The sequence below is a fragment of the Natrialba magadii ATCC 43099 genome (assembly GCF_000025625.1).
GTDB lineage: Archaea > Halobacteriota > Halobacteria > Halobacteriales > Natrialbaceae > Natrialba > Natrialba magadii.
Genome location: NC_013922.1, coordinates 2,374,451 through 2,397,950, shown reverse-complemented (window position 1 = coordinate 2,397,950; position 23,500 = coordinate 2,374,451). Strand labels below are relative to the sequence as shown.

25 protein-coding genes are annotated in these 23,500 nt (G+C 61.1%); 10 read left to right on the top strand and 15 right to left on the bottom strand.

Annotation, left to right across the window (positions count from 1 at the left end; all coding sequences use genetic code 11):
* Positions 1 to 7 precede the first annotated feature (7 nt).
* The 3 genes from NMAG_RS11250 to NMAG_RS11240 form a co-directional block, all read right to left on the bottom strand.
* Positions 8 to 439: a methylated-DNA--[protein]-cysteine S-methyltransferase gene (locus NMAG_RS11250; RefSeq protein ID WP_004215528.1), complete on the bottom strand. Its 432-nt coding sequence runs from the start codon at positions 437 to 439 to the stop codon at positions 8 to 10.
* Between the two features lie 86 nt (positions 440 to 525).
* A complete protein-coding gene (locus NMAG_RS11245; protein ID WP_004215529.1) occupies positions 526 to 1,368 on the bottom strand; it encodes a BKACE family enzyme in 843 nt (280 codons plus the stop codon).
* On the bottom strand, positions 1,365 to 1,595 hold the full coding sequence (locus tag NMAG_RS11240) for a hypothetical protein (protein ID WP_004215530.1): 231 nt from the start codon (positions 1,593 to 1,595) through the stop codon (positions 1,365 to 1,367). Before NMAG_RS11240 ends, NMAG_RS11245 begins: the two co-directional genes overlap by 4 nt.
* Positions 1,596 to 1,924: 329 nt before the next feature.
* Here NMAG_RS11240 and NMAG_RS11235 point away from each other — a divergent pair, with 329 nt between their 5' ends.
* Positions 1,925 to 3,223 carry an iron-containing alcohol dehydrogenase family protein gene (locus NMAG_RS11235; protein WP_012996669.1) on the top strand — a complete coding sequence of 433 codons (1,299 nt, stop codon included), beginning with the start codon at positions 1,925 to 1,927 and terminating at the stop codon, positions 3,221 to 3,223.
* Between the two features lie 151 nt (positions 3,224 to 3,374).
* Here NMAG_RS11235 and NMAG_RS11230 read toward each other — a convergent pair whose 3' ends face one another.
* The 5 genes from NMAG_RS11230 to NMAG_RS11210 all read right to left on the bottom strand — a co-directional run bounded on the left by NMAG_RS11230 (position 3,375) and on the right by NMAG_RS11210 (position 6,609).
* A complete protein-coding gene (locus NMAG_RS11230) occupies positions 3,375 to 3,935 on the bottom strand; it encodes a hypothetical protein (RefSeq protein ID WP_004215532.1) in 561 nt (186 codons plus the stop codon).
* Positions 3,936 to 3,995: 60 nt separating this feature from the next.
* Entirely contained in the window at positions 3,996 to 4,751 is a 756-nt protein-coding gene (gene queC / locus NMAG_RS11225) for a 7-cyano-7-deazaguanine synthase QueC (protein WP_004215534.1), read from the bottom strand.
* 31 nt (positions 4,752 to 4,782) lie between these two features.
* Entirely contained in the window at positions 4,783 to 5,625 is an 843-nt protein-coding gene (locus NMAG_RS11220) for a 7-carboxy-7-deazaguanine synthase QueE (RefSeq protein WP_004215535.1), read from the bottom strand.
* A gap of 5 nt (positions 5,626 to 5,630) precedes the next feature.
* Complete coding sequence (locus NMAG_RS11215; protein WP_004215536.1) at positions 5,631 to 6,110, bottom strand: 6-pyruvoyl trahydropterin synthase family protein; 480 nt, start codon at positions 6,108 to 6,110, stop codon at positions 5,631 to 5,633.
* Positions 6,111 to 6,255: 145 nt separating this feature from the next.
* Positions 6,256 to 6,609, bottom strand: a complete 354-nt coding sequence (locus NMAG_RS11210) for a winged helix-turn-helix domain-containing protein (RefSeq protein ID WP_004215537.1) — start codon at positions 6,607 to 6,609, stop codon at positions 6,256 to 6,258.
* Between the two features lie 140 nt (positions 6,610 to 6,749).
* Between NMAG_RS11210 and NMAG_RS11205 the strand changes: the two genes are divergently transcribed.
* The 6 genes from NMAG_RS11205 to NMAG_RS11180 all read left to right on the top strand — a co-directional run bounded on the left by NMAG_RS11205 (position 6,750) and on the right by NMAG_RS11180 (position 11,515).
* Positions 6,750 to 7,436 carry a competence/damage-inducible protein A gene (locus NMAG_RS11205; protein ID WP_004215538.1) on the top strand — a complete coding sequence of 229 codons (687 nt, stop codon included), beginning with the start codon at positions 6,750 to 6,752 and terminating at the stop codon, positions 7,434 to 7,436.
* A gap of 361 nt (positions 7,437 to 7,797) precedes the next feature.
* Entirely contained in the window at positions 7,798 to 9,030 is a 1,233-nt protein-coding gene (locus tag NMAG_RS11200) for an ATP-NAD kinase family protein (protein ID WP_004215540.1), read from the top strand.
* A gap of 123 nt (positions 9,031 to 9,153) precedes the next feature.
* Positions 9,154 to 10,185 carry a phosphate signaling complex PhoU family protein gene (locus tag NMAG_RS11195; RefSeq protein WP_004215541.1) on the top strand — a complete coding sequence of 344 codons (1,032 nt, stop codon included), beginning with the start codon at positions 9,154 to 9,156 and terminating at the stop codon, positions 10,183 to 10,185.
* Positions 10,186 to 10,290: 105 nt separating this feature from the next.
* Positions 10,291 to 10,470 (top strand): DUF7525 family protein, encoded by a 180-nt coding sequence (locus tag NMAG_RS11190; RefSeq protein ID WP_004215542.1) that lies wholly within the window; start codon positions 10,291 to 10,293, stop codon positions 10,468 to 10,470.
* A gap of 135 nt (positions 10,471 to 10,605) precedes the next feature.
* Positions 10,606 to 10,842, top strand: a complete 237-nt coding sequence (locus tag NMAG_RS11185) for a DUF7123 family protein (protein ID WP_004215543.1) — start codon at positions 10,606 to 10,608, stop codon at positions 10,840 to 10,842.
* 238 nt (positions 10,843 to 11,080) lie between these two features.
* A complete protein-coding gene (locus NMAG_RS11180) occupies positions 11,081 to 11,515 on the top strand; it encodes a CoxG family protein (protein WP_004215545.1) in 435 nt (144 codons plus the stop codon).
* A gap of 446 nt (positions 11,516 to 11,961) precedes the next feature.
* Here the strand turns inward: NMAG_RS11180 and NMAG_RS11175 are convergent, their stop codons facing one another.
* Positions 11,962 to 13,497: an aldehyde dehydrogenase family protein gene (locus tag NMAG_RS11175; RefSeq protein ID WP_049939282.1), complete on the bottom strand. Its 1,536-nt coding sequence runs from the start codon at positions 13,495 to 13,497 to the stop codon at positions 11,962 to 11,964.
* Between the two features lie 6 nt (positions 13,498 to 13,503).
* Between NMAG_RS11175 and NMAG_RS21645 the strand changes: the two genes are divergently transcribed.
* Positions 13,504 to 13,746: a hypothetical protein gene (locus NMAG_RS21645; RefSeq protein WP_148221912.1), complete on the top strand. Its 243-nt coding sequence runs from the start codon at positions 13,504 to 13,506 to the stop codon at positions 13,744 to 13,746.
* A gap of 10 nt (positions 13,747 to 13,756) precedes the next feature.
* On the opposite strand, the gene NMAG_RS11170 is transcribed toward NMAG_RS21645, so the two are convergent.
* Both NMAG_RS11170 and NMAG_RS11165 read right to left on the bottom strand, forming a co-directional pair.
* Positions 13,757 to 14,200, bottom strand: a complete 444-nt coding sequence (locus NMAG_RS11170; protein WP_004215546.1) for an SHOCT domain-containing protein — start codon at positions 14,198 to 14,200, stop codon at positions 13,757 to 13,759.
* Positions 14,201 to 14,288: 88 nt separating this feature from the next.
* A complete protein-coding gene (locus NMAG_RS11165; RefSeq protein WP_004215547.1) occupies positions 14,289 to 15,098 on the bottom strand; it encodes an RIO1 family regulatory kinase/ATPase domain-containing protein in 810 nt (269 codons plus the stop codon).
* A gap of 201 nt (positions 15,099 to 15,299) precedes the next feature.
* Here NMAG_RS11165 and NMAG_RS11160 point away from each other — a divergent pair, with 201 nt between their 5' ends.
* Positions 15,300 to 16,607, top strand: coding sequence for a DUF7544 domain-containing protein (locus tag NMAG_RS11160; protein WP_004215548.1), 1,308 nt, complete (start codon positions 15,300 to 15,302; stop codon positions 16,605 to 16,607).
* A 104-nt stretch (positions 16,608 to 16,711) separates the two neighbouring features.
* On the opposite strand, the gene NMAG_RS11155 is transcribed toward NMAG_RS11160, so the two are convergent.
* From NMAG_RS11155 to NMAG_RS11140, 4 genes are all read right to left on the bottom strand, one after another.
* Positions 16,712 to 17,593 carry a DUF6517 family protein gene (locus tag NMAG_RS11155; protein ID WP_012996667.1) on the bottom strand — a complete coding sequence of 294 codons (882 nt, stop codon included), beginning with the start codon at positions 17,591 to 17,593 and terminating at the stop codon, positions 16,712 to 16,714.
* A 114-nt stretch (positions 17,594 to 17,707) separates the two neighbouring features.
* Entirely contained in the window at positions 17,708 to 18,211 is a 504-nt protein-coding gene (locus tag NMAG_RS11150) for a DUF2062 domain-containing protein (RefSeq protein ID WP_004215550.1), read from the bottom strand.
* A 161-nt stretch (positions 18,212 to 18,372) separates the two neighbouring features.
* Positions 18,373 to 19,629 carry a Glu/Leu/Phe/Val family dehydrogenase gene (locus NMAG_RS11145; protein WP_004215551.1) on the bottom strand — a complete coding sequence of 419 codons (1,257 nt, stop codon included), beginning with the start codon at positions 19,627 to 19,629 and terminating at the stop codon, positions 18,373 to 18,375.
* Positions 19,630 to 19,765: 136 nt separating this feature from the next.
* Positions 19,766 to 20,854, bottom strand: coding sequence for an HpcH/HpaI aldolase/citrate lyase family protein (locus NMAG_RS11140; protein ID WP_004215552.1), 1,089 nt, complete (start codon positions 20,852 to 20,854; stop codon positions 19,766 to 19,768).
* A gap of 1,001 nt (positions 20,855 to 21,855) precedes the next feature.
* On the opposite strand from NMAG_RS11140, the gene NMAG_RS11135 reads away from it, so the two are divergent.
* Positions 21,856 to 23,148: a Cdc6/Cdc18 family protein gene (locus NMAG_RS11135; RefSeq protein ID WP_004215553.1), complete on the top strand. Its 1,293-nt coding sequence runs from the start codon at positions 21,856 to 21,858 to the stop codon at positions 23,146 to 23,148.
* The last annotated feature ends 352 nt before the right edge of the window (positions 23,149 to 23,500 follow it).

The following is a 23,500-nucleotide window of genomic DNA, read 5'->3' as shown; positions in this document are numbered from 1 at the left end:
CACGAGATCACTCGAACTCGACCGGCAGTTCAGTCTGCACCGCCCGCCCACTCTCGCGCGCCTCGAACTCGAGTAGCCGCCGTTTCGTCACAACACCATCGGCCGCCGAGTAGCCGGTGAGCGCGCCGTCGCTACCGACGACACGGTGGCAGGGGACGACAATCGGGGCGGGGTTGCGGCCACAGGCCTGCCCGACGGCGACGGGACTCGTGTCGAGATCGGCTGCGAGATCGCCGTACGTCCGCGTCTCGCCGTAGGGAATCGCCACCATCGCGGCCATCACGTCGCCGGTGAGTCCGTCGAGATACGTCACGTCGAGGTCGAACGTGCGCCGGTCGCCGCGCTCGTACTCTTGGACCTGGTCGCGGATCTCTGCGGGCGATTCGGCGACGACGGACTCGTCGAACTCGAGTTCGGTGTCGAGTAGTGCTACGTTCATCGGTGGTGTCGTCTCGGTTCGTCTCTTGTTCCGGTTTCTGATGGGATACGTGTTGCTACGGCCAGTAGCCCATCCCCCATACTCACTCAGAGGTTCAGAATTTCACGCGCCTGTGACGGCGTTGCGACCTCACGGCCGAGTTCGTCGGCAATCCGGGCGACCCGCTCGACGAGCTGTGCGTTGCTCGTCGCGAGTTCGCCGCGTTCGTAGTAGATGTTGTCCTCCAAACCGACCCGAACGTGACCGCCAAAGAGGATGCCCATCGTCACGAACGGAAGCTGGTGGCGGCCGAAGCCGAGCGTGTTGAACTGTGCGCCCTCGGGGAGGTTATCGATCGCATTGATGAAGTTTCGCGGTTTTGGGGGCGTGAGCGTCCCGGGACCGAAGATGAGCGTTCCGTAAACGGGGTCAGCCAGGTCGCGCCGGTCGAGTAGCCCGTAGGTCTCGTTCATGTGACCGTCGTTGAAAATCTCGAGTTCGGGTTTGATGCCGCGCTCGACCATTTCCTCGTGGAGCGAGTCGACGAGGCCGCGGGTGTTCTCGCTGGTCAGGTGGTCGTACCGGTTCATCGGTCCCATATCGAGCGAGGCCATCTCCGGCGCGGGATCGGTCCGAAGCGGGAGGTGGCGGTCCTCGTCAGACGCACCGGTGCCGCCCGTCGAGTGCTGGATGATCACGTCGTCCGCCTGTCGTCGAATTTCGTCGTCGATTTCCTGGAAACGCTCGGTCGCGAACGTGCGCTCACCGTTGTCTTTTCGCGCGTGGACGTGAACGACGGATGCACCGGCCTCCTCGGCCTCGGCTGCTGCCGTTCCGATTTCCTCGGGCGTCTCGGGGAGGTGTGGCGTCGCCTCCTTGCCTTGCACGCCACCGGTAAGCGCGGCGGTGATGATGACCGGGTCGCCGGCGAGATAGTTCTCGTAGCTCATGCATCATCACCGGCAGCGTGCCCTGTGTTCTCGTTCCCAGTCGGTGCCTCGTCTGCGTGCTCGAGGTAGATTTCGCAGTGCTGGTCGTGTGACAGCTCGTAGCGGTCGTTGCAGATATCGGCGCGCATCGGCTGAACGAACCGTTCTGCGGCCCCGCAGTAGGCGCGCGATTCGTCGAACTGGCGGTCGTTTGCCTCACTCCGATACTCCAGAAACGGACAGGTCATGCCACGCTGTTTCGGACACGGGATGTTAACTATTCGCACTACTTTCAGCAAAGTGACGAGACGGACGAAAGCGCCGGTAACACCGGCGTAACCAGGTAGCACGACCGTGGACAAACGTCTCAAAGGGCGAAATCCTACAGTTACTATGCCACCGACTTTATCCAGCCTCAACCACCGGATGGGACTTCACGTCCGACGAGAACCAAGAGAGTCGCGAAGACCCCGAAGACCACAAGAAACGGAACCCTCGCTCGTACTGCACGAGCCAGGGACGAACGCGGCCGAATCACGACTACCACCGTTCGACAGCCCCAAAATGGAGTCGACCGATGAGTGAGCGCCCGACTGCCGGTGACGGCTCGGAGACTGGTAGTTCAAACACGCACGCACCAGCATCAGTACCAGTACCAGTACCAGCACCCACCCCATTCCGCTTCGACTACTCCCCGCCGACTATCCGCTTCGGTCAGGGAAGTGTGGGCGAACTGGCGAGCGAACTCGAGTCCCTCGGCTGTGAGCGGGGGCTGGTCGTCTGCGGTTCGACAGTCGGGAGCACGCTTGAGGTGATCGACCCGGTCCAAGACGGCATCGGAGACAGGCTCGCCGGTATTTTCGACGAGACGACACCGGAGAAGCGACTCTCGACGGCGTTTGACGGACTCAAGCGCCTACGAGAAGTCGAGGGTGACGCACTCGTCGCGCTGGGCGGCGGCAGTAGTCTCGACGTTGCGACAGTAATCGGGGCGCTCGCGGCGGATGACCGTTCGCACGAGGAAATCGCCGGCGAGTTCGCCGAGTCAGGAACGATCACCGTCCCCGAGTCGGGACTGGTCCCAGTCGTCACGATTCCGACGACGCTCGCCGGGGCGGAGCTCTCGCAGGTCGCCGGCGTGACCGCAGCCCCGGACACCGACGACACTGGACGTATTGACGAAGAAATCGGCGGTGGCATCTCCGCACCCGAACTGATGCCCGCGACGGCGGTCTACGACCCCGATATCGTCGCAACCACGCCAGAATCCGTACTCGCCGGCTCCGCCATGAACGGCTTCGACAAGGGCCTGGAAACGATCTACGCTGCCAACGCGACGCCGGTCACCGACGCGACGGCCGCCCGCGGTCTCGGCGCACTCGAGTCCGGCCTGCGCGCGTACGGTCAGGGCGAGCGCGACACCGAAACGTTCGAGCGGATTCTCGAGGGCATCCTGCTGGTGCAGTACGGCATCTCGCGGCCCGAGGGGACGACGCTCTCGATCGTTCACGCCTTCGGCCACGGGCTGACGCGCACCTACCCCGTCCAGCAGGGGGCGGCCCACGCCGTCGTCGTCCCGCACGTACTCGAGTACCTGTTCGAACAGGACGGGGTCGACGCGCGGGCGCGGCAGTTGGGGGACGCACTCAGCGTGGGTGACGCCGCGGACCCGGGTGCGGCAGTGGTCGAGCGGGTGCGCGAGGTTCGGGATGCGCTCTCGCTGCCGACCCGTCTGCGGGACGTGGACGGCCCCGAATCCGACGAGTTCGAGGCCGTCGCGGAGACGGTTCTCGCGGATCGCTTCATGGCGAACGCTCCGCCGGGACTCGAGCCCTCTGGTGATGAGATCGTGGGGGTACTCGAGTCGGCGTGGTAATCACGGTTCGTCACTCTCTCCCAGCTCTGTTCATACTGGCAGACTGTTCTGATTCGTATATGATTGGCTGTGTGGGTGAGGGAAAACGGACGTGAGAGACAGGCGAACAGCAGTACGTGTCAGTGGGACGTACTCGAGTCCCAACCGCACCTCACTCCAGTGCAGGCGGTGGATCGACGCCGCGGCGCGCCGGCTGCAGTCCCTCGTGAAGTGGTGAGACGAGCCGTAGTGAATAGATCGCGAGAATCGTTCCGCCGGCCACGAGGATGAACACCACTGTCGGCGTCGCGATGTGAAACACGTCGAGCAGCGAGAGGCCAGCGCCACCGCCGAATAGCGACAGCGCGGTCCAACCGCTGAGGCCATCGGGAATCGCGTCGATCACTACATCTCGGACGTGAACGGCGTAGAGAAAGCCACAGCAGATGCCGATCAGAACGGGAAGCCAGTGTGCCGTCGGTGCGAGCGAGCCGGTGTCACTCGAGACGAGCCAGGCGAACACCGGGAGTCCGATTGCGAGGGCGACGAACTCGCGGCGGCGGCCCTCGGGGAGTGTCCAGCCGTTGTTGCCGTCCCCGCTACTGTTGCCGTTTCTGTCCCCGCTGCCGTTTCCGTTCCAACTGCCGTTTCCGTCCCGGTCATCGTTGCCGTCTCCGTTACCAGTGGCGTCGTCATCGCGAAACCACTCGATAACCGGGAGGGCCGAAGTCATACAGTGGAACGAGGATACGACCGACCGGAGAAAGAATGTTTGTGTTCTGACAGCGAGCGTTCAGGCTTCCTCGACGTACGATGGCCGCTCGGCGTACTCGATCGGATCGCGAACGCCGATCCGCTGGAACGCCTGCAGCCGGTACGCACAGGCGTCACAGGTTCCACAAGCTGGCTGGTCGTCCCGGTAACAGCTCCAGGTGTGTTCGTAGGGAACCCCGAGTTCGGTGCCGTGGGCCGCGATATCCGTCTTCGACCACTCGACGAACGGCGCTTCGATCGAAATCTCGGTTTCCGGTTTCGTCCCCACGTCGGCGACCCGCTCGAACGCCTCGAAGAACTCGGGTCGGCAGTCGGGATACCCCGAGAAATCCTCGCTGTGCGCGCCGATGAAAACCGCCTCGCAGTCGTTTGCCTCCGCGTAGGAGACCGCCATCGCGAGCAGGTTCGCGTTCCGGAAGGGAACGTACGAGGAGGGAATCTCGTCGCTGTCCATGTCTGCGTCCGCGACAGCCATCTCGTCGTCGGTCAGACTCGAGGCCCCGATTGCCGAGAGGTGGCCGGTCTCGATCTGGAGGAAATCGTTCGCCTCGAACTCGTCGGCCAATTGGCGGGCGCACTCGAGTTCCCGCGTTTCGGTGCGCTGTCCGTAGGAGGTGTGGAGGGCGTAGATGTCGTAGCCCTGGCTGCGCGCCTCGGCGGCGGCGGTGGCGCTGTCCATGCCACCGGAGAGGAGGACGACGGCGCGGTTGTTCGTGTCTGTCGCGTCGGTCTCGGTTCCGTTGTGTGCGTCAGTTTGTGGTGTTTCAGTGGTCATCTGTCACTCTCACTCATCTCAGTCATTACACTCACGTCTCGGGGGCGTCGTTCCAGAGGTCGACGTGCAGTCGTGGTGTGTATCGAAAGCCGTACTCCATCGCGAGGTCGGCGACGCGTGTTCGGGTTTCGGCGAGGCGGTCGCGAGTCGCACCCTCGGGCATCAAGAGCACGTCGTCGTCGCGAATCGGAACGTCGGCTGCCTCTCGCAGGTCGGCGAGCAGGTCGAGGATTTCGGGCATGTCGTCCGCGTCGGTGACGACGAACTTCAACTGGAATCCGTACTCTTCGACGAGTGCGGCGAGCGCAGCCATGTCGATGCGGTTTGCCTCGTGGCGGTCCTCCCACTCGCCGTCGCCCTGATTTGCGGCTCCTGGCGATTGGGGCTCACCGTTCTGAGAGTCCGTTGGAACCTCGCTTCGCGGATCTCGTTCGGGCGTCGGCGTACTGCTCGCGAGTTTCGGGCTAATCGAGGCGAGGTCGATCGGCGCGTCGCGGTAGATCGTCCCGTTCGTCTCGACAGTTGTGTGGTAGCCCCGTTCGTCGAGTGCCTCGAGAAGCGCAACGCTGGCGTCGTGCAGCAACGGCTCCCCGCCGGTGAGGACGACGTGGTCGGCATCGTGGGACTCGATTTCGTCGAGAATCGCATCGAGTTCCATCCAGGCGTGCGTGGGTTCCCAGGAGGTATGATAGGAGTCACAGAACCAGCAGCGGAGGTTACAGCCGCTGGTGCGGACGAAGACCGACGGGACGCCCGCGAGGACGCCCTCGCCCTGCAGCGAGTAGAACAGTTCGTTGATGGGGAGGCCGTCGACTGCTGACTCGGCGTCCGTGTCAGCGGGCGTCTCTCGATCGACTGTGTTGGAGACCGGCATCGCGATCAGAGGTGGCTCCCGCCACAGAGTTCGTGCGTTTCGTTCACCCGAACGGCGACATCGGTGACGTTCTCGCCGAGTTCGGTGAGCAGTTTCTCCTCGAGAAGGACGCTCATCACTTCGGCGGTCGGCGGGTGTTCGAGGACGACGAGTCCGTCTTCGTCACCGGCGGTTTCGAAGGCCTCGACGAGGGGGTCGCCCGCCTGCAGCAGGAACTTGTGGTCCCACTCGTCTATTACTGCAGTAATATCACCCTTGTCCGCGACCCAGCCCTCCTCGGTGAGCGTTCCCTCGACGGTCACCGACACCTCATAGTTGTGACCGTGGGGTCGTGCGCACTTGCCGTCGTGATGGAGGATGCGATGGCCTGTGCTGATTCTGATCGGACGATCACGACCGACGTGGAGCGTGCGCGTGCGGCCGACGATGTCGTGTGTCTCGGCAGCCGCCCCATCACGGTCGTCTTCCAGTGTGCGTTCAATCATATTTGGGTATTCTCGAGAGAATACTTAAGTCTGGTCGAACGAGCGGCTGGTCGGGATGGCCGTGGATAGTGTGACAGCCGCTCAACCAGAACCAGTGTCACAACTCCGACGACGGCACTGTGAACAGCTGAGAACCGTACCCTCGTCAGTTCTCGAGTTTATCCTGCAACCTGTTTTTCGCCTCGGTCCGTCGCTTCTGGGAGAACGACGGCTGCTCATCGGAGAAGTCGACCTCGAGTTCGTCGACCGTTCGCCGATAGATGTTCGTGCGCCGTCCCTCCTCCGAGAGCTGTCGTCCCTCACAGGTAAGTAGGCCTGCATCGACGAGTTCCTCGATGCGCCGATAGCAGGTAGCAATCGGAATTTCGATATCTTCGCTCAACGCCTGTGCCGACTTTGGGGTCCCCGCCGCGCAGAGAATTTCGGCACTGTACTTGCTCCCGAGTGCCGAAAGAACCGCAGTCGAGTTTGTATCCGTTCGTTCCGTCCGACGAGACATTGTCCCTCCATTGCTAATTATCAGAATTGAATCTTGTGGTTATCTTGAGTGACCGAGAAACTGATTAGTCGCCTAATAGATATGACTTATGGGTAATAGGTTACGGGACGCATTTCAGTTATCACCCCTAACCCCACGACATGAACGTCGCGGTCGTCACGGTCGGTGACGAATTGCTTGCCGGACGAACGATCAACTCGAACGCCGCCTGGCTCTGTGCACAACTCGCCGAGCGCGGCGTCACCGTCGAGCGCATAACGACGCTCCCAGACCGCATCTCCGACATCGCCCGCGTTGTCAACGAGTACCGGGCAGCCTACGACGCTGTGATCGTCACCGGCGGCCTCGGTCCGACACACGACGACGTGACGATGGCCGGCGTCGCCGCCGCGCTCGGACGAGACCTCACCGACCACGAGCAAGCCCGCACCTGGCTCGCAGACGAGGGCTACTCCCGGGACGACCTCACCGACGGGACCACCGACCTCCCCGCTGGCGCGCGTGCCCTGCACAACGAGGTCGGCGTCGCGCCCGGCGCGGTACTCGAGTCCGTCTACGTGTTCCCTGGTGTCCCTACGGAGATGAAGGCGATGTTCGAGACGGTGGCCGACGAGTTTTCGGGCACACCGACGTATCGTGAGGTCGTCGTGGCTGACGAACCGGAGAGTGCCCTGCTCGACCGGATCGAGGAGCTTCGGGCGACCTTCGACGTGTCGGTGGGGAGTTATCCGGGCGAGTCGGTTCGGGTTGCGATCGAGAGTACTGACGAGGACGTTGTCCGGGAGGCGGCGGCGTGGCTCCGCGATCGGGTCGAGAGCCGAGAGTAGGGCGCGTAGCTCTCGGATACCGAGTAGCAGGACTACGGATACGAACGTCTGCAACCGGGCCTGTGTCGACCAGACTCGGTTATCGGTAGAAGTAGACGATCCAGCCGACGGTGATCAGGAGGCTCAAAATCAGGGCCACCCAGCCGCTCATCGGCATCGCTGGTTCGGCGTCGAGGACGTAGGTCAGTTCGTTCATAGACGGCGTTCTATCCCGATCCCTCTTAATTTTTGAGAAACGACGCAGCGACGCTGGTTTTGCCGGTTGCTGTGATGGCTAGCAAAGCGAGCGGGATGATACCCCAGTGGCTGCTTGCAGGGTACCGATCGGACGGCTTTTTGAACGACCCGCCGTAGTTCGCGTATGGACGCACTCGGCGTCGTCGTCAACCCCATCGCGGGAATGGGCGGACGGGTCGGACTCAAGGGCACCGACGGCAAACTCACCGAGGCTCGCGAGCGCGGTGCCGAGCCACGCGCCCCTGAGCGAGCGAGAGACGCGCTCACAACCTTCTCTCGGCACGCGCCGGACATCCCGGTCTACACCGCCGCGGGGATTATGGGTGAGTTCGCTGCGCGCGATGCTGGTCTCGAGCCACGGGTCGTCTATGACCCCAGAGACGAGCCCGAACGCGTTGGGAAGTCAGTCGACACGCCGCCCGACCCAACCGTCGACCCAGCCGACGCCGAGACCACCGCAGCCGATACGCGACGCGCCGTCCGCGCGCTCCTCGAGGCCGGCGTGGATCTCGTGCTGTTCGTCGGTGGGGATGGGACGGCCGTCGATGTGGCGGGGGTGCTCGAGGAGCAAGAGCAGGCACAGGCACAGGCACAGGAACAGGAACAGGCACAGGCACAGGAACAGGAACAGGAACAGACACCAATGCTCGGCGTCCCCGCCGGCGTCAAGATCTACTCCTCCGTCTTCGCGGTCACGCCGCGAGACGCCGGCCGAATCGCGGCCGAATTCGACCGCGTCGAGTCCCGCGAGGTCAACGACATCGACGAGGACGCCTACCGCGCAGGCGAGGTGCGCTCGGAACTGAAGGCCGTCGTCCCGGTCCCCGTCGCGCCAGATGTTCAGTCAAGCAAGCAGCTCTCGAGTGGCTCCGTCGACGCGCTGGCAGCAGGCTTCGCGCGCGAGGTCGAACCGGGGCGGACGTACGTCTTCGGACCCGGTGGCACGGTCGGGGAGATCGAGTCCGAACTCGGAATCGAACCGTCGCCGCTCGGGGTGGATGTCTGGCGGGCTGGGAGTACGGACAGCGAGGTCGAGGGTGACGGAGACACCGACGGCCACCTCCTCGCAAGCGACGCCGCCGAAGCCGACATCCTCGACGTACTCGAGTTACCCGCCACCGTCGTCGTCTCGCCGATCGGCGGCCAGGGGGTCATCTTTGGTCGGGGTAACCACCAGCTCTCGCCGGCCGTACTCGAGCGGGCCGACGACATCGTCGTCGTCGCCGACGAGGAGAAACTGGCCGAGATAGCCACACTGCGCGTCGATACGGACGACGAAGCGGTCAACGAGGAACTTCGGGGCTGGCAGCGCGTGCGGACAGGGCGGTTCACCACTCGGCTCGTGAAGGTTGTTTGAGGCGGAGCCGTGTTTAAGGAGTGGCGGCAAAGCGGGGTCAAAATCAGACTCATATAACGACGGCCGTCACACATAATGGGTGTATAGTCAATATTAAGGTCGGCTCGGTCCTACGGACTGCGCATGGAAACGCGGAAAGTACAACGGCTTGGGCCGTCCACGCTGGCGATGACGCTCCCCGCCGAGTGGGCGTCCGAACACGGCGTCGAAAAGGGCGACGAGGTGTCGCTGCGGACCAGCGGGAAGGGCACGCTGACGGTGATGCCCGAGTCCGCAAGCTCTGAAGAGACAGAGGCGATCATCCACGCCGACAACCTCGATGCCGGGGCCGTCGAGCGCGCCATCGTCGCCCAGTACGTCCTCGGTCGGCGCGTGATCCGCATCGAGCGCGAGGAGGGTGCACTCGAGTCGGCCCACATCAACGCGGTCTATCAGGCCGAAACCCAGCTGATGGGGCTGGGTGTGATCGAGGAGACACCGGAGAGTATCTCGATTCGGTGTTCGGTCGATCCGGAGGACTTCACGCTCGACAATCTCCTCGAGCGACTCGAGCGGACCGGACAGACGATGCGCGGCGAGGGCATCAAGGCGCTTGCCCACGGGAACCCGGATCTCGCCCAGCGGGCGCTCAACCGAGAGCGCCAGGCGAACAAGATCTTCGTCCTTCTCCTGCGATTGATCTTTACTGCCTACCAGAATCCAAACCTCGCGCGTGCGGTCGGTCTCAACAGCGGCTTCCCGCTGATTGGCTACCGCTCGATCGCGAAGAACCTCGAACTGACGGCGGACAACGGCGAGGACATCGCGGAGATTGTCATCGAGACGAACGGCCACACGCTCGACGTCGACGGCTCGGTCATGCGGGATATCCGCGAACTGAACGAACTGGTCGACGAGATTACCTCGCTGGCGGTCGAGTCAGCGGTCGAACGGGATTACGACAAGTCGAACGAGGTTCGAGCGCTGTTCCACGAGATCGCAGACCGAGAGCAGGAAATTCTCGACGACTTGCCGGAGATGTCGAACGAGGAACTGCTGCGCGTCCGCGAGGTGCTCGTCAGCCTCCAGCAAACGGCCCAGTACGCGATGCGAAACGCCGAAATTGCCGCGAACCTCGCGCTGAACGAGGAGTCCGAGCACACGACAATCAACTGAGAGCGATAACGGCACGCGCCTCGCGAGTTCCTCCCCGTCCGTGTCACTCGTTCCCGCTGGCCGGAATAAGTGCAATTAAGAGACCCCATCGACAACCTGTCGAGCATGGCTACGCACACGGAGTCGACGACAGACAAGGGCGTTGGACTGGCGCTCGCACTCAGCGCGGTCGCGGTGCTTGGCGCACTGTTGATGGTCACGGATATCGAAGCAGCCTGGGGGTTTGCCGGTGCCGTCCTCTTTAGCGCGCTCGCGGTTGTTGCGATCCACCTGTACTGGGACTGATCGGTCGGCAACTCAGACGAATCGCTCGACTGAATTATCCTGATCAATGGTGCTGTTCTGGGACAGTAGCGGACTAATTCGCCGGTTCGGCCGTCAAGAGTTAAGAGCGCCGACCGCCTAGTGGTTACACGGACGATGACCGATTACTCCGACGAAGAACAGCGGATCATCTCGTATCTACGCGAGAGCGCTGCCCGTGGCGAACGGTATTTCCGGGCGAAAAACATCGCTGATGCGATCGGACTTTCGTCGAAACAGGTCGGCGCACGCCTTCCACACCTCGCGGAGAAATCCGACGACGTCGATATCGAAAAGTGGGGGCGAGCACGGTCGACCACGTGGAAAGTAACGGTTCGCTCCTCGACAGCCTGAGCCAGTTCAACACGCCGTATCCGCCTCTGGGCCTGTCAGACGGTCCGTTGTAGTTCGTTCCCGGTTATCGCTGCCCTGTCGGAGCGCCCACCGGGAACACGCTACAACGATCCGCTCACTGGTTCGAACCGAGCAACAGGTTGCAACACAACAGTGACTCTGTGTTGTGCTACCTTCGATCTCGAACCGACAACGCCCGTCCACGGTCTTTTTACCCACAACGCACGCAGATAGTGGCATGACTGTACGGGTCGATCGGTCGTTCGAAGTTGCTGCTCCCCCCGAGCGCGTCTGGGACTTTATCGCCGACCCGGCGAATCGCGCTCGATCGATCAGCGTCGTCGACGAGTACACGGTGACCGACAGCACCGGACGCCACGTCACCTGGCACCTCAAACTCCCGATTCCACTGGTTCGTCGCACTGTCACCGTCGAAACTGAAGACGTCACCCGCAAGCCGCCTGAATACGTCAAGTTCGTCGGTAAGTCTACCGTCCTGAACGTCACTGGGGAGCACGAAATCGTCGAAACCGAAACTGGAACGCGTCTGGACAACCACTTCGTCGTCGACGGCAAACTGCCCGGCGTCGAACAGTTCTTCAAACGCAATCTCGACGACGAACTCGAGAACCTTCGATACGAACTCGAACGAGATCTCCAGACGACACAGTGACGCTGGCTCCGGGGATAGACAGCGCCTAGACACGAGCCCGAGTTCGTGATACATTTCCTACTATTTTAGTTGCCGCGACCGACGCTAAAGGCCGTTCTCTGCCACAGCTCACCGACAACAGCCCCACCTCAACATGCCACGCGAGTGAGACACTAACATAGTTCCGAGGGGGCGACCGCTGACTTTTTGTTCCGTCGACCCAAAGCATTGGTGCCGGTATTGACGCTTTTCACGTCACGCCCGGCAAGCGCGTCTCCGGTCCGGGACTGCTCGTGCCCGGGACGAGCAGTCCACTCCGTCTCCTCGTCCGCATCCTCCCTTTCGCCCTTTCGCCCTTTCCCTTCTCCGTAGACGGCCACTGCCTCTCCAACGAACGGGACAGGTCCACCTTCTCGAGTACGATCGGCTCGCGAGCAACCCCATACAGCCAAAAAACAGCGCTCGACTCAGTCGTCTCGAGTGACGATGTCAGCCGAGAGGCCCTGTGCCATCTCGATTTCTTTGGAGTTGTTCATCGTCCACGCAGTCCGCTCGGTAACGGCCTCGATGGCCTCACGCGCGGACGGGTAGCCGTTTCCGGACTTCTTCACGCCGCCGAACGGAAGCTGGACCTCTGCGCCGATACACGGTAGATTCGCGTACGCAAGCCCGATCTCCGCGCGGTCGCGGAAGTAGTTGATCTGGCGGTAGTCCTCGGAGATAATGGCGCCGGCAAGCCCGTACGGCGTGTCGTTGTGGATTTCGACTGCGTCCTCGATGTCGCCGTCGTACTCGAGTAGTGCGACGTGTGGGCCGAAACACTCCTCTTTCAGACAGCGCAGGTCGGTATCGTACTCGATTTCGTAGACGAACGGGCCGACCCAGTTGCCGTCCTCGTGGCCCTCAGGAATCTCGTCGTCCTCGAGTTCGAAGCGGTCGACGAGCACGTCTGCGCCTTCCTGTTCTGCCAACTCGTTGTGCTTCTTGATCTTCTCGACGTGCTCTGGCTCGATGGCCGGCCCCATGAAGGTGTTTTCCTGCAGTGGGTCGCCGACGGCGACATCCTTGGCAATGTCGACGTAGCGCTCCTTGAACTCGTCGTAGACGTCGGTGTGGACGATCAGGCGCTCGCTCGAGACACAGCGCTGGCCGGTCGTCTTGAAGCTTGACATGATCGCCGAGTGAACGGCGATGTCGAGGTCGGCTTCCTCGGTGACGATGATGCCGTTCTTGCCGCCCATCTCACAGGCTGCGAGCTTGCCGGGTTCGCCGCCGACCTTGCTGGCGATTTCCTGGCCAACCTCGGCAGAGCCGGTGAACAGGACTGTGTTGACGCGCTCGTCGTCCGTGATGGCCGCACCGGCGTCACCGAAGCCCTGAACCATGTTGAAGACACCGTCCGGAATGCCGGCGTCCTCGAACATCTCGGCGATGATCTGGCCACACCATGGCGTTTGTTCGGCTGGCTTCCAGACGACCGTGTTGCCCTCGACGAGGGCAATGGCCATGTGCCAGAACGGAATTGCAACCGGGAAGTTCCACGGCGTGATGCAGCCGATAACGCCACGAGGTTTCCGGCGCATGTACGCATCTTTCGAGCCGACTTCGCTCGGTACCACGTCCCCGTGTGGGTGGCGCGCGTTGCCTGCCGCCCACTCGACCATGTGCCAGGCCTCAGCGACGTCTGCTTTCCCTTCGGAGATCTCCTTGCCACACTCCTTGGAGATGATCTCACCCAACTCGTCGTGGCGCTCGCGCAGTTCGTGGTAGATGTCCCAGAGGTACTCCGCGCGGTCGATGTGGGAGAGTTCTCGCCACTCCTCGAACGCGTCGTTCGCTGCAGCCAACGCAGCGTCGACATCGTCTTCCGTACCGCGCTGGAACACTGCCAGCGCCTCCCCTGTCGCCGGGTTCTCGCTTTCGAACGTTTCCGAGCCGCTGCCGTCGGTCCACTCACCACCGATGTAGTGTTGGTTCACCTGCTCTGTTGCTTGCTGGCTCATACTCGAGTGGACAACGAGCGACGTAAAAACGCTGCTGGTGGCAGCATCTCGAAGCTGGTGGGTGCCCAGGTTTGCATCGGCATCGGCATCGACATCGGTAGCGGCATCGGCGTCGGTATCAGCATCGACATCGGTAGCGGCATCGGCGTCGGTATCAGCATCGACATCGGTATCGGCACCAGATTCGGGTTCCAGTCTGGGTTCAAGCATCCAAGATCGAGTTCCGATTCGGACGCCACTCCGTTCTGATCGAGTTCTCTCACCGCGTCGTCGTTGTGGCGAGACTGTGGCGTCGTTGATTGTCGGTCTGACTCTGGCGAGTCAGACCGGTCACTCCCGCTGGAACCAGCAGCCTCGGAGGGGTCGGCTCGAACACGCGCTCGAGTTCGTGATCCAATTCACGCTCGGTGAGCTCGCCACGGGCGTACTGCTCGCGAAGGGACTCGAGTTCGAGTTCGGTGTCGCTCGACGCATCGGTTGCCTCGCTGGCAGTGGTGTCGAGCGTATCGGCAGCAGTTGACGCGGCCGCCGGCTGTGTGTTGTCGTCGGCAACCTGCCCGGCGACGACGAACGCGAGAGCGAGGGAACCAAGGAGGCCGAACACGGCGAGTGAGCTTGGAATTCCTGCAGTGAACGCAGCCACGACGACCAGCGGGAATCCAAGAACGAGTGCGAGGAGGGCGGCTGCCGTCCCGTTGTCCATTAGTCGTGCTTTGAGTGGTGAACGTGAAAGACTTCCGACGGAAGAGAGAGAGAGAGTGGCCGTGGATCGTGGTACGTTCGAACTGGCCTTACTGATCGCTTAGATCCGCCGCCTTCTCGAGTTCACTCCGGAGCAAGGTCGAGTCGAACTCGTGATCCGGTCGGAGTCGGACGAAGTCGAGGAAGCGACGCGCCGAGAGCAGTTCCGACGGTCCATAGACCGACGAGGCGGCGAGGACGGCCTTACGAGCGCCAATTCGGGGTTCCAGAATCGCGAGCGCACAGGCGAGGTCGTAAGCCGTCGTCTCCGCAACACGATCCCCGTGGACGCTGGTCGCATCGATAAAGTACAGGTCGTCGTCACACAGCAGGATGTTCTCGTCGCGGAGGTCGCCGTGGGCCAGTCCGTGTTCGTGCAGCGTTGCGAGCATCTCGAACAGTTCCGGCGCGCGCGCGGCAACTTCTCGGTCCGAAACCGTCCGCAGCGATTCGAACTCGGGGAGGTACTCGAGTACCAGTACACCGAGACCGTTGACTTCGAAGGCCTCGATCGGTTGAGGGGCGTTGATACCGATAGCGCGCATGCGCTGGGTGGCGTCGTACTCGTGTTCGACCATTTCGCGAGGGGTGTCGAAGCGGTCGAAGAAGCCCTCAGTGCCGGAGGAGACGGCACCGACGTTGCGGCCGGTCGTCAGAAGGGCGTGAACGAGCGCGTTCTGGCGGGTGACGATCTTGACGAACCACTCCTCGTCGATAACACAGGGAGTCGAGAGCCAGTTGTCGGCTTCGAGGAACTCGACGCGGACGGCCTCGCGGTCGTGTCGTTCCGCCAGCGTGCGGATGACGCGCTCGATGCGTCCCCACTCGACCGTGCCGCGTGCGAGCTGGCGGAGATCCATTACTAGAGATGGTGTGGGCTCGGAGTTAAATGCGTCTCGAAGTGTCTCTACCGAGACGTATCACCCACAACACTTGTTCGGCCGTTCGATCGTCACGGAAACAGAGGTGTGGACGACTATATTGGTCCATGCAGTACCGTGCGGGCGCATCTAAGCAGTACTGTTTTCATCGTTGCTCTGAGAGTACGACCTAGACCTAGCATGGACGCTGTAGACGATCTCGGTGATGCGATCGACGTGACGCGAGAGTTGCTGGTGCCGGTCCGGGTCGGTCGGTGGCTCAAGCTGGCGCTCGTCGTCCTCTTCGTCGGTGGCGGCCTCGGTGCGGGCGGCGGCGTGCCGGTTGGCGACGTCGAACCGTTGCTCGACCAGCCGACGCCGGGAGTCGAGACCGACGTTGGCGTCGACACCGTTCCTGACGAAGTGATCGCTGCTCTCGGACTGTTGATCGTAGCCGGCTTCCTCCTCTGGATCGCGTTTGCGATCGTCGGTGCGATCATGGAGTTCGTCTTCATCGAATCGCTTCGGTCGAATTCGGTCCACATCCGGCGCTACACCCGAGCGAATCTCGGCCGCGGACTGCGGCTGTTCGGCTTCAGAGCGGTCGCATTGCTCCTTCTAGGTGGGGTCTTCGGACTCGCGGTGTTGGCTGTGTTCGATGGAATTCCGGACGTAAGTTCACTTGCACTCGCGGGCGTCTTCGCGATCCCACTGTACCTCGCCTACGCGCTCGTGATGCGCTTTACTTCGGAGTTCGTCGCGCCCGTCATGCTTCTCGAGGAACGAGGTGTACTGAGCGGCTGGCGGCGATTCTGGCCGACTGTTACCTCGAACTGGGGAAATTACGCCGTCTATCTGGCGTTAGTGTGGATCCTCCAGTTCGTTCTCAATATTGTCGTCGGCTTCGTTGTCGCGATTGGCGCGCTTGCCGTCGCGATTCCGTTCGTGATCCTCGGTGTGCTCGCATACGTAATGGGTGGCATCGGAGTGTATCTCGCCGTCGTAATCGGTCTCGTCGGAGTCGTGTCTGTGATCGCAGTGTTCGCGCTCGTTCAGATGCCAATCCGAACCTACTTCCAGTACTACGCACTGCTCGTTCTGGGCGATACCAACGCCGACCTCGATCTGATTCCCGAACAACGCCGAATCGCTCGCGAAGGGAAAAACGGCGTTGGTGGTGCCGGGGAAACCGTCGACGCGAGCGAGGGCTGGAACTTGACCGGACAAACGGACAGTCAGGCGAGCGAGACAGAAAGCGGAGACGGTACGAACGCAGACATGAACCGGGAGAGCAGTACGACGCCCGAAGACCGATGCTCTGCCGACGACGCCGGCTTCTGGGGTGACACTGCATCCACGAGCAACTGGGATGTCACCGACTCTAGTGAGTCCGATTGGACTGATAGATCAGGCAGTAAGGACGGTGACGAGAGTGACGAGAGTAACGAGAGTGATGAGAGCGATACCAGTAGGAACGACGACGAGACCGACGACGATCGCGGCTGGTAATCCTTCCTCAGAACTCTCACGTTGCTCGGTGTCGTCGGGTCGTCGGCGTCCGGTACGCGCCGGCAATCGCCCGTACGCAAGCGAGAGTCGTCTGAGGAGCGTTACTAGCTGATCGTGGAGAGGATGCCGTCGTCACCCTCGTTATCGTCGCCATCGTCACCAGCCTCGTCATCACCGCCACCAGCCTCGTCATCACCGCCACCAGCCTCGTCATCACCGTCACTAGCCTCGTCGTTGTCGCCATCAGTATCGTCCTGGCTGTCACCGTCGTCTGCGCCGCCGTCACCATCGCCATCGTCGTTTCTGTCATCACTCCCATCAGCTTCGCCCGTCCCCTCGTCGATCGCAGGAACGACGCCGTCCATGAGCGCGAAAATGTTCTCCTCTTCTTGCCAGTCTAGATCCCGTGGATAGACGCCGATAGTCACGAGCAGGTCCTCACCCGCTTCGACCGCCTCGGTGAGATGGAGTGCAACATCGACGTCGGCTCCGTTGAAGGATGCCGCCGCCGAAAAACGAGACTGTGTGGTGGACTGATCGACGACAGTCACTGTGGTTTCCTCCTCGAGTTCGACGCTGCTGAGATCGTCGTAGTTGCTCGCAACCAGTTCGACGAGTTCGCCCGTAGACATCTCAGAGATCGGGTTGACTTGCTGGCCCAGGACGGAAACCTGTGGTGTCGAGAGCACGGTGAAGACGGCACCGCGCTGACGGCCAAGTGGGCCCATATCGACCGCTTTCTCGTGTTCGGTCATGTAGTTCGTCACGACGACCTCTTCGGTCGCGATGCTGGCACCGACTTCCTCACGGACGACGAGGTCGTCGATCCGTGTCTGTTCGTATCCAGTTTCCGACCGGACGGATTCGTCGACACCTGCTGGTGCTGCCTCGTGAGTCGCGAGTCCAACGAGATTGAGACACCCAGCGAGTCCGGTGAGGCTGGCGGTACCGATACCACCCAGCATGGTTCGACGATTCAGGTCCATGGGGAGAATCTCACGTTGGTTCATAAGTGTTTATTGGATTGGGGACTGTCACCAAACCAATCAATACGGCTGTCGACTACGGTCTCCGCTGGGTCTGACAAGTCGCGGGCCGAGCTACTTCCGCCTGAACGCGCGAAGAACGACCGCTCTCATTGACACAGTCGTCGGGCGGGCCTGGCGTGCACGCTCGGCAACCGTCAACCATCGGATAACGACGTAACTCACCACAGCGAGACCCACTGCGATGATCGTGTTTCCGACGAGTAACTGACGAACAGCCACGCTGGCCGATTCAGCTGCCGTCTCGTAAGAGACGACTGGATCCGTTCCGAGGACGAGTCCACCGAGCGTGATACTCGAGACGTACACCGCCGATTTAACGAACGGATTGAGCACCGCCGCAGAGGCGAACAGCGCCGGTGTCGAAACCCACGGCCAGAGGCGTCCAAAGACGACGAAGAGCCCGAGTCCCAGTCCACCAGTCGGCATGGCCGTGACGAAGATTCCGAGTGCGAAACTGGCGGCGACCTGGTGTGGCGTGTGCTCTTCTTCGAATGCCTGCCGAAGCTTTGCGCGAGCACTGTCGCGATAGCGGCCCAGCCGATCCCCGAGACCCACGTATATCTGTCCGTCTCCCTCGTTCGACCCAACGTCGAAAAAGGTATCGAGAGTCAGTAACAGAGATCGAGTCAGCGTCAGATTCGAACGCGGTTCCGAACAGTTGCAACACCGCAGCAACAACAGTCGAGGTGCACGAGAACAGCGGTGTCGGACGCTCGTTATGGGAACGTGCCGGCTTCGTTGTACGCGTCAGCAACGCGTTGCAACGCAACAACGTACGCGGCAGTCCGTGGGTTATTCAGATCGTGTTCCTCGTACGTTTCGACGAGTGCGTCGAACGCGTCGACGATGATCGTCTCGAGTTCGTCGTTCACACGCTCTTCTGACCAGGCAAAGCGCTGGCGATTCTGGATCCACTCGAAGTAGGAAACGGTGACGCCACCCGCGTTCGCGAGAATATCCGGAATCACGAAGACATCCTTCTCCTCCATCACCGCGTCGGCTTCGGGCGTCAGCGGTCCGTTCGCGGCCTCCGAAATGACGTCAGCAGAGACCTCCTCGGCGAGTTCTCCGTCGATTGCGTTCTCCAGTGCGGCGGGAATGAGCAGATCGACGTCCATCGTAAGCACGTCTTCGTTCGTGATTTCCTCCTCACTCTCCTCGTAGCCGACGATACTTCCGGTCTCGTTCTTGTGTTTTTTCGCAGCGACCGGGTCGAAGCCATCCGGATTGTAGATACCGCCACTCGAGTCGCTCGCGGCGACGACAGTGGCACCCATCTCGTCGATGAGTTTGGCCGCGATCCAGCCGGCGTTGCCGTACCCCTGCACGGCGACGGTTGCCCCCCCGAGATCCTTCGCAAGGTAATCGAACGCTTCACGGGCGGCGAGAACGGTCGAACGGCCGGTTGCCTCGACGCGACCCTTGCTGCCGCCACTGGTAATATTCTTGCCCGTGATGACGCCCGGTTCGGTGGTATTCTCGAGCGTTTCGTAGGTGTCTTTGATCCAGTTCATCTCCCGCTGGCCGGTGTTGACGTCAGGTGCAGGAATGTCTCGATCGACACCGATCAGCGGGCGCAGTTCGGTCGCGAACGCGCGGGTGAGACGTTCGAGTTCGCTCTCGGAGTACTCGGTTGGGTCGACGACGATTCCCCCCTTCCCGCCACCGTAGGGAATGCCGACCGTTGCACACTTATAAACCATCCAGCCCGAGAGTGCCTTGACCTCGTCCCGAGAGACCGCTGGGTGATAGCGGATACCTCCCTTGTATGGCCCGCGGTCGCCGTTGAACTGCGAGCGAAAGGCTTTGAACCGTTCGAGGTCGCCGTTGTCGAGTTCGACCGTGAGGTTCGTCTCAAGCACGCGCTCAGGGTGCTTGAGCCGCTCGATCACGCCGTCGCCGATATCGAGGTGTGCCGCCGCATCGTCGATTTGCGACTGCAGACTCTCGAACGGATTCGTGTCTGCTGCCATTAGACGGCTATTCCGCAGAACCGAAAATAAGCGTGACGAACATCATCCATAGTAAGTAAAACACAATATAAGGATTATAGTGGTCTTAATATCTCTTGCAAGTCTCAGGCCTGCGAGACGAGTCAGGGGTCAGGGGTCAGGAGTCAGCCGCGTCCGCTCGTTCACGAATCCGCTCTGCCTGCGCGATCAATGGCGCATCGATCATCTCACCGTCGACCTCGAAGACGCCTCGCCCCTCGGCGTCCGCCTCCTGTTTGGCCTCGAGTACCGCCGTGGCCCACTCGAGTGCCTCTGCTGTCGGCGTGAACGCCTCGTTGATCGGCTCGACCTGCGCGGGGTGGATCGCCAGCTTGCCGTCGTAGCCGAGTTGAATCGCGAACTCGGTTTCCTCGATGAGTCCGTCCTCGTCGCCGAAATCGGTGAAGACTGTATCGATCGCCTGGCAGTCGTGTGCAGCGGCTGCGACGACGACTCGTTCACGTGCATAGAGTACTTCCGTGCCCTCGTCGGTTCGTGTCGCACCGAGATCGGCCGAGAGGTCCTCGGCACCGAACAGGAGGGCGGCAGTTTCGGGGACGGCCGCGATTCCCGGCGCTTCGAGGACGCCCTGGGCGTTTTCGATCAGTGCCAGGATAGGAAGGTCGAGGCCGTGGGACTCGAGTTCCGCGGCGAGCGTGCGGATGTCGTCGGCGGAGTCGGCCTTGGGGAGCATAACGCTATCGAGACGGAGGTCGGTCGGTGGGTTGGTGGTGTCTGTGCCGGAGTGGGTGTCTGTGGCTGTATCGGCGGCTGTGGCTGTATCGGTGCCTGTGCCGGTGTGCGTGTCGGTATCGGCGTCTGTGGCTGTATCGGTGTCTGTGGCTGTATCGGCGTCTGTAGCTGTATCGGTGTCTGTGGCTGTATCGGCGTCTGTAGCTGTATCGGTGTCTGTGGCTGTATCGGCGTCTGTAGCTGTATCGATGTCTGTGTCGAGATCCCCAACGATGGCTTCGAGGTCGGCCGTCAGTTCATCGACGGGAGCGTTTACCCGTACACAGACCTCGCATTCAGGATCGAATGCTGGATCGGTTAGAACCGCTCGAACCGTTTCCCGGGCAGACTCTTTTTCGGTTGGTGCGACCGCGTCTTCGAGATCGAAGACGATAGTGTCGGCACCTGCATCGGGTGCTTTGCGGAGCATTTCCGGTTGATCACCGGGAGTGAAGAGAATACTGCGTCGTACCATTGGTACCATATCCACCTGTGTGCGTACCGATTATGTCAAGGTATGGGACTGGCCACGAGGTCGGACTGGAAACGATTCGGCAGAAACTGGCGTCACGCCACCACCGAAAGTCGATGGTCCAGGACGAAGGTAGACACCCCTCGTTCAAAGTGAAAAGTGACATGCATAGACGCGGAAAACAGGAACGAGATTTTCACTCTGAATACGGGGTGGTGCTGTGTGGGTTCCACACAGATTGCTCCAGGAACGTAGTGGATGTGTTTGAAACTCCCCGTAGCAGGCTGTAGAGTGGCTACAAGTGGGAAGTCGGTTTGAGTGGGGTTGAGACACCCAGGGACCCCCCTTGTTCAGAGTGTATCTGCCCAGTGGTGTGGGGTGGGGGAGAGACGCTGGAGGCGGGAAACGGTCCGCGGAAAACCGAGAATCAGTACAAAGTGTGAGAGCAACGGCCTTTCTGAGGTCCAACGAGGTCAGAGAGGGGTGTCCAGCGGTAGTAGTGACCTGGTTTTTCTTCCCCTCTTCCCAGAAATACATGCCGCCACCATAACATTCAAACTATAGCTAGAACTCTTTCTAGACTAGTTTTCTATACTATTTTTATAGACTGTTTATAGACTGCTTCTAGACTGCTTCTAGACTGTTTATAGACTGCTTCTAGACTGCTTCTAGACTGTTTATAGACTATTTCTATACTAGTTACTCTATCGAGACGAAACAGAGATGGAGAATACGATACAGAACTACAGACCTGAGACAGAACCCCAGCCCCGCCTACATTTTGTCGGGACCTCGGTACCGACACAGCTCTTTTCTCACCCTCGTCTTTCACGCACTTTCACTCTGAATCGGGGGTGGGCCTGTCCGATCGGGCGTTGATCACACGAATTCCAACGGACTGCCGCTTACAGCGGAATTACGTCCGAATTGGAACGGTCTCCGGGTCGTTATCAGTCTGAATTCTTTCCCGTGGTTTTATAACGCCTGTCTCCCAGAATGGAAGCATGGCTGATACGGCCGGTGGGGACCCGCTCTTTCAATCTCACGATCCGATTTTTAATCGGAAGGAACTCCTGCACGTTGGACACGTGCCCGACGAAGACCGGATCGTCGGTCGGGACAACGAGATTCAGTCAGTTGCCGCCGAAGTCGGCGCGATCACGCGCGGCGATCCACCGAACAACGTGATGATCTACGGCAAAACCGGGACCGGGAAAAGTCTCATCTCTCGCCACGTCGCCACGCGAGCGCAGGACGCCGCCAGCAGCAACGAAATCGACTGTGGCGTCCTCTACGTCGACTGCTCCGAAGCGAATACCGAGACGCGAGCGACCCGCCAGCTCGCCCTGAGTCTCAAAGAACAGACCGGCTACCAGGACCACATCCCGCTTCGCGGTGTTGGCACGATGGAGTACTACCAGCACATCTGGCGTATTCTGGAGTCCTTCTTCGACGCTGTCATCGTCATTTTAGACGAGATTGACAAACTCGACAACAGCAACATCCTGATGCAACTCTCTCGCGCTCGCGAAGCGCGCAAGACGGACGCCTACATCGGCGTGATCGGCATCAGTAACAAGGTTCAGTACCGCGAAACCTTAGACGAGCGCATCGACAGCAGCTTCGGTCACCGCGAACTGTTCTTCCACCCCTATGACGCCTCCCAGCTTCGCGAAATTATGCGCAACCGCGAGGATGCCTTCCAGCCGGACGTACTCGAGGACGGGACGATCGAACTCTGTGCTGCACTCGCGGCGAAGAAACACGGAGACGCGCGCAAGGCAATCGAGATTCTGAAGGAAGCTGGCGAGTTGGCCCGCCGCACCGGGTCGGAAACGGTTTCCGAGGACCATATCCAGCAGGCTCAAGAGGTCGCCGAGATCAACCGCATCGAGGAACTGACCAGCGGTGCGACGGTGCACGCCAAACTCGCGCTGTACTCGCTCGCGAGTCGCATCATCACCGGTGATCGCGAGACGTACAAGACGCGGGAAATCTACCAGCGCTACGTCGGTATCTGTGAGCTGGTCGCGAACGATCCGATTACGGAGAACGGACTCTACCGGCAGCTCAAGGAACAGGCATTCCTCGGCGTGATCGAGTCCGAAAAGACCGGTGGCGGTCGCTCGCAAGGGAGTTATCTTCTGCACCGACTGGTGACGGATCCAAAACACATCGTCAAGGCGGTCCGACGTGACGCCTCACTCGAGGAACTTCCCTCCTACGACCAGCTTGCGAACGGTGGCGATTCATCACGAGGTCGTGATGTTGAGACGGATCTGTCGTCGTTTTCGTAACTAGTGATTCGTTCCCGTCGTAACTCCGTTCACGCCGACTGACACCCCACGCCGGCTGACACTCGTTACTGTTCCCGATCGTCGTTGCGTCGGTACGTGGGTTCGCGTTGCGACTCGAGTGCCGGTATGGGTGCTACTCGAGTACAGTCTGAACGACGGGGGTGGGTCCCCGCGAGCGAGTCGACAGAAATCGTCGCGCCGAGTTCGGTCACGTGCCAGCACAGGTCGAACTGGAACGACACTTACAGTCTGAATAGGGGGACTGTGTCTGTGGTTCGGGTGTGGGTTTTATAGTAACAACTGCAACTAGTTACACACTGATCGCCGAGTCATCTGGCGATCAGGTGTGCAG